4 protein-coding genes are annotated in these 4946 nt (G+C 74.1%); 1 reads left to right on the forward strand and 3 read right to left on the reverse strand.

Annotation, left to right across the window (positions count from 1 at the left end):
* Nucleotides 1–1211: FtsX-like permease family protein (locus AE652_RS35155; RefSeq protein ID WP_049659053.1), on the forward strand; the 1211-nt coding region annotated here is incomplete at its 5' end.
* A gap of 70 nt (nucleotides 1212–1281) precedes the next feature.
* Here the strand turns inward: AE652_RS35155 and AE652_RS35160 are convergent.
* The 3 genes from AE652_RS35160 to AE652_RS35170 form a co-directional block, all read right to left on the reverse strand.
* The gene (locus tag AE652_RS35160) at nucleotides 1282–2307 is read right to left on the reverse strand and encodes a DUF1648 domain-containing protein (RefSeq protein ID WP_234348656.1); all 1026 of its coding nucleotides are present in this window, start codon (nucleotides 2305–2307) and stop codon (nucleotides 1282–1284) included.
* Complete coding sequence (locus tag AE652_RS35165) at nucleotides 2304–2651, reverse strand: GntR family transcriptional regulator (protein WP_049659054.1); 348 nt, start codon at nucleotides 2649–2651, stop codon at nucleotides 2304–2306. Before AE652_RS35165 ends, AE652_RS35160 begins: the two co-directional genes overlap by 4 nt.
* Nucleotides 2652–2775: 124 nt before the next feature.
* Nucleotides 2776–4566, reverse strand: a complete 1791-nt coding sequence (locus AE652_RS35170) for an oleate hydratase (protein ID WP_049659055.1) — start codon at nucleotides 4564–4566, stop codon at nucleotides 2776–2778.
* Nucleotides 4567–4946 lie beyond the last annotated feature (380 nt).

The raw sequence follows: 4946 nt of genomic DNA on the forward strand, positions 1-4946 counted from the left end.
TGCCGCTGCTCGCCCTGCTGATCGCCGTCACCGCGACCGGCTTCGGCGCCACCCTGCTCGCCTCGGTGGACCACGGCAGGCTGCGCGCCGGACGGCTCGCGACCGGCGGCGACATCGCCGTCTCCGTCCCGGACTACGCGACCCTGCCGGACCCGTTCCTCAAGGCCGTGGGCGGACTCCCGGAGGCCAGGAGCGCGACCGCGGTCCGGGTGGACCAGCGCGCGCGGTTCGTCGGCGCCGGCCCCAACGACTACACCAAGGTGACCCTGGTGGTCGCCGAGCCGACCGCGTACGCCGCGATCGCCCGCACCCTCGGGGCCGGCGCGTTCGACCCGGCGAAGCTCGCCGGCACCCCCGGCGGCCCGGACACCCCGGTGCCCGCGCTGTTCAGCCGCGACCTGGCCGCGCGCCTGGCCGCCGGCGCGCCGACGCTGCACCTGTCCACCGCGAGCGAACTGCGCACCACCGTCGCCGGGATCGTCACCGCGACCCCGGCGCTGCCGGAGCCGGAGCAGCCGTTCGTCGTGGTGCCCAGCGGCCCCGCCGTGGAGCGCCTGCCGGAACTCGGCCGGTGGACCGGGTGGCTGGCCGTCGGCGACGGCCTCGACCCCGGGCGGATCAGGTCGCTCCTCCTGGAGCGGGGCCTGGTCGAGCCGACCGGCCTCGACAAGCTGATCGCGGACGAGGCCGCGGCGGCCGGCCGGGGCAGCCACGGACTGCCGCCCGCCTACCGGGTCGGCAGCAGCCGCGAGTACGCCGCGCAGCTCGCCGACGACCCGTTGCAGCAGGCCGCCGGACGGCTGTTCTGGTACGCGGCCCCGGCCAGCGCCGGATTCGCCGTCCTCGCGGTCCTGTTGACGCTGCTGCGGGCCGCGCCCGACCGTACGGCGGTGCTCGCCCGGCTGCGCACCATGGGCCTGCGGCCCCGGCAGGGGCTGGCGCTGATCATCGCCGAGGCGCTGCCGCGGACCCTGGCGGCGGCCGTCGGCGGCGCCGGGGTCGCGGTGCTGGCGGCCGTCCTGCTGGGGCCGGCCTTCGACCTCTCGACCCTGGTCGGGGCCGGGACGGGCGGCTCCCTCGATCCCGCGCCGCTGCCGGTGCTGCTGCCCACCGCGGGCCTGACGCTGGTGGCCTGCCTCGGGGTGGTGCTGGAGACGCTGGTCGCCGGACGGCGGCAGATCGCCACCGAACTGCGCGCGGGGGAGTCCTGAGGGGAGTCGGAACGGCGAGGCGGCCCGGTCGTGGTGACCGGACCGCCGGGTACCCCGCTGCCGAAACGATTCAGCCGGTGGGCTGCCGGGTGCGGGCGATCAGCGCGTTGAGCAGTGCGGCCCCGCGCTCGGCGTCGTCGACGCTGACCGCGAAGTCCGTGCCCCGACGGGTGCGGACCACCAGGCAGACGCCCGGGCGCACCATCACGGTGGTGCCGAGCCCGTTGATCCGGTAGCCCCAGCCGCCCGACTGCGCGGCGGTGCGCCGCTCGGCGCGGGCGGAGTCGAGCTCGGCGGGGGACCAGCGGCGGGCGGGCCACCCGAACGGGCCGAAGCCGACGGTCAGGCCGCGGGCGGTCACCCGGGCCCGCACCGAGGAGCAGCCGAGGAGCGCGAGGGCGCCGACGGCGAGCGGCAGCACCAGCACCCAGTCCAGGTCGACGACCCCGCTCGCGGTGAGCAGCACCCCCGCCACCGAGAGCAGCCCGAGCACCGCGGCGGACAGCTGCAGCCACGGGTTGGCGGCCTGGGAGAGCCAGACGACCTGCTCGCCCGGCGGCACCTCCAGCGCCGGTGCCCCGGCCGCCGGGTGCCGCTCCGGACGGCCGCCGTAGCGCCGGCCCGCCAGCACCGCCAGCACCCCGGCGAGGCCGGTGGCCAGCAGGATCAGGACCACCTCGATGCCCATCGGGGCGGCGTCCTGCCAGCGGGCGCGGTCCAGGTTGGCGTGCACGATGGAGGCCTGCGCCCCCGTCAGCAGCACCCCGCCGGCCGCCAGCATCGCCGACGCGGCCCCGGGCGTCCGGCCGGCCCAGTACCGCCGCAGGACCACCGAGATCAGCACCAGGACGGCCCAGAACGCGGCCGGGAAGACCGTGGCCGCCGTCAGCGACATCGAGCCGTCGGGTTCCCGCCCGCCCCAGTGGGTGGCCAGTGGGTCCGGCAGCCGGTGGCGCGCCACCAGCGGCAGGGCGACCAGCAGCGCCAGCACCCCGACCGACCAGGCCGCCGCGGCCCAGACGGCGCCACCGGGTGCCGGTGGCCGTGCGGCGGCCGGTTCCGTGGTCGGTTCCGTGGTGTTCCCCGAGTCCGTCACGACATCCCCCTGATCATGTCCACGAGATCGTTCCTGCTGTAGCCGGCCTGGGCCGCGTCCTCGACCAACTGCCGTACCCGGTCCACCAGTTCGGAGCGGGTGTCGGCGCCGGTCGCGATCGTGATGCCGCGGCCCCGGCGGAACTCCAACACCCCCTCGTCGCGCAGCGTGCGCAGCCCGCGCAGGACGGTGTTGGTGTTCACCCCCAGGGCCCGGGAGAGCTCCCGGGCCGGGGGCAGCTTGTCCCCGGGGGCGCACTCGCCCTCGGCGACGGCTCGTCTGATCGCGCCGGCGACCTGTTCGTGCAGTGGTCGGGTGTCCCCGATGTCCAGCTTCAGCAACATGGTGCTAGTGACGATAGCACCATTCACGTCTGGTGCCACGGCCCCGGGACGGCGGAACGGGCAGCGGTGGGGGCGGGTCCCAGGACCCGCCCCCACCGCCGTCAGCGCCGACAGTGCGCTCCGGCTACCTCCGCTCGTCCTCGATCAGCCCGAACTCCTGCATCAGCTCGCCGATCTCGGTGGCCTCCAGCCGGCGCAGCAGCCGCTTGCGCAGGAACTCCGGCCCGGGCAGGTCGAGTTCGGCGCCGTCCCGGAGCCGGGTGGTGGCGGCGAGCAGCTTGCGCACGTCGTAGGTGGAGTTGAACACCTCGGGCACGCCGCGCTCGACGTCGAGCAGCCGGTAGACGGCCTCCATGCCGGTGCGCACGGAGTACTCGGTGGTGAAGATGCAGTCCCGGGTGGTCTCCGCGAACTGGCCGATGAAGGCGAAGTTGACGGCGCCCTCCGGCACTACGTCCGGCCGGTCGCCCGCGTGCCGGGGCAGGAAGAAGGACGTCACGTACGGCATCATCACCGGCACGCAGCGGGCGGCGTTCGCGGCCAGGTCGGGGATCTCGCCGACCGGGACGCCCAGGTGGTACAGCCACTCCTGGGTGATCTCCTCACCCGTGCAGTCCTGCATCGGCTTCTTCACGAAGTCGCCGGGTCGGTCGACGAACAGCGAGTAGACCCAGACCACGATCCGGTCGGCGGGCTGCTGCTTGAAGTGCGGCTGGCGGTTGACCGTCCAGCTCAGCAGCCAGGAGGAGTCCCGGGCGGTGACGATGCCGCCGGTGACCACGCCGCCGCCGAACGGGTCGCGCCGGGCGACCTTCTGGATGTAGCGCGGGATGCGCGGGTCCAGGGTGGTGACGGTCGCCGACTCCCACTTGCTCTCCGGGATGTTGCCGCAGAACACCTCGGGGCGGCCGAAGGCCGGGTCCTTGGCGGCGATCCGGCGCCACAGGTCCCAGGCCGGGGCCGGGCCCTCGTCCAGCCGGGCCGGGGTGTGCTGGTCGCCGTCGTCGGAGTTCTCGGTGAGCGAGCCGATGGTGGTGAACACCAGGTCGTCCGGGCCGAGGTCCACCCCGCCCTCCCGGCCGGCCTCCCGCCAGTGGATCCGGGTGGCCTGCTTGCGGCCGGGGGAGCCGTCGGCGCCGGGGGCGAGGTCGAAGTCGATGTCGGTGACCTCGACCTCGTAGCGGAACCGCACGCCCTGGTCCGTCAGCCAGCGGGTCAGCGGCAGGACCATCGACTCGTACTGGTTGTACTTGGTGAACTTCAGCGCGGACAGGTCCGGCAGGCCGCCGATGTGGTGGATGAAGCGGTGCAGGTAGAGCTTCATCTCCAGCGCCCCGTGCCACTCCTCGAAGGCGAACATGGTGCGCCAGTACAGCCAGAAGTTGCTGTCCAGGAAGTTCCGCGAGAAGACCTCGTCGATCCGCTTGCCCTCCAGCTCCTCCCGGGTCGCGAGGAAGACCCGGACCAGGTCCTTCTGCGCCTTGTCGTCGAGCGCGAACAGGCCGTCGGTGCGCGCGTCCTGGCCCCGCCGCTCGGTGACCCGCTGGAGCGAGAAGTTGGGATCGTCCTTGTTGAGCCAGTAGAACTCGTCGAGGACGGAGGCGCCCTCGACCTCCAGTGAGGGCACCGAGCGGAAGAGGTCCCACAGGCACTCCATGTGGTCCTCCAGCTCGCGCCCGCCGCGGACCACGAAGCCCTTCTCGGGCACCTCGATCCCGTCCAGCGCGCCGCCGGCCAGCTTCAGGCGCTCCAGGATTGTGATCCGCTCGCCGGGCACCTGCCCGTCCCGGACCAGGAACGCCGCCCCGGCCAGTGCGGCGAGCCCCGACCCGACGAACCAGGCCCGCTTGCGGTCGGCCCCCTCGGGCTTCCTCGGCCGGGCGAACGCCTCGTAGTTGCCGCTGCTGTAGTACAAGCCCGTGCTCCCTAGAACGTTCGACATCGAACCGCCCGGCGGGCATGCCGAATCCCGGCGGGCCGTCTCCATCCACCCATCCGGCGGTGATCTTCGCCCGCTGAGTAGGCCGAACGGGTGAGACGCGGGTGGTCCCGGCGGCGCGGGAACCCGGCGGGCCGCGTATGGAGCGCGTTGGGAACGCCCTCCGGGACGTCAGGAAGCCGTCAAGGAGCGCAGGTCAGCCCCGGCGCGGCGGTTGGCTGGGGGGCGACGGAGAACACGACCACACGAGGACGGAACATGCACGGCAACGGGCGGCACGAGGACGGCGCGGCACCCAGGGTGGTGGTCGGGGTCAGCGGCTCGCTGGGGAGCCTGGCCGCACTGCACCGCGGCGC

It is taken from the genome of Kitasatospora sp. MY 5-36 (assembly GCF_001182915.1).
Lineage (GTDB): Bacteria > Actinomycetota > Actinomycetes > Streptomycetales > Streptomycetaceae > Kitasatospora.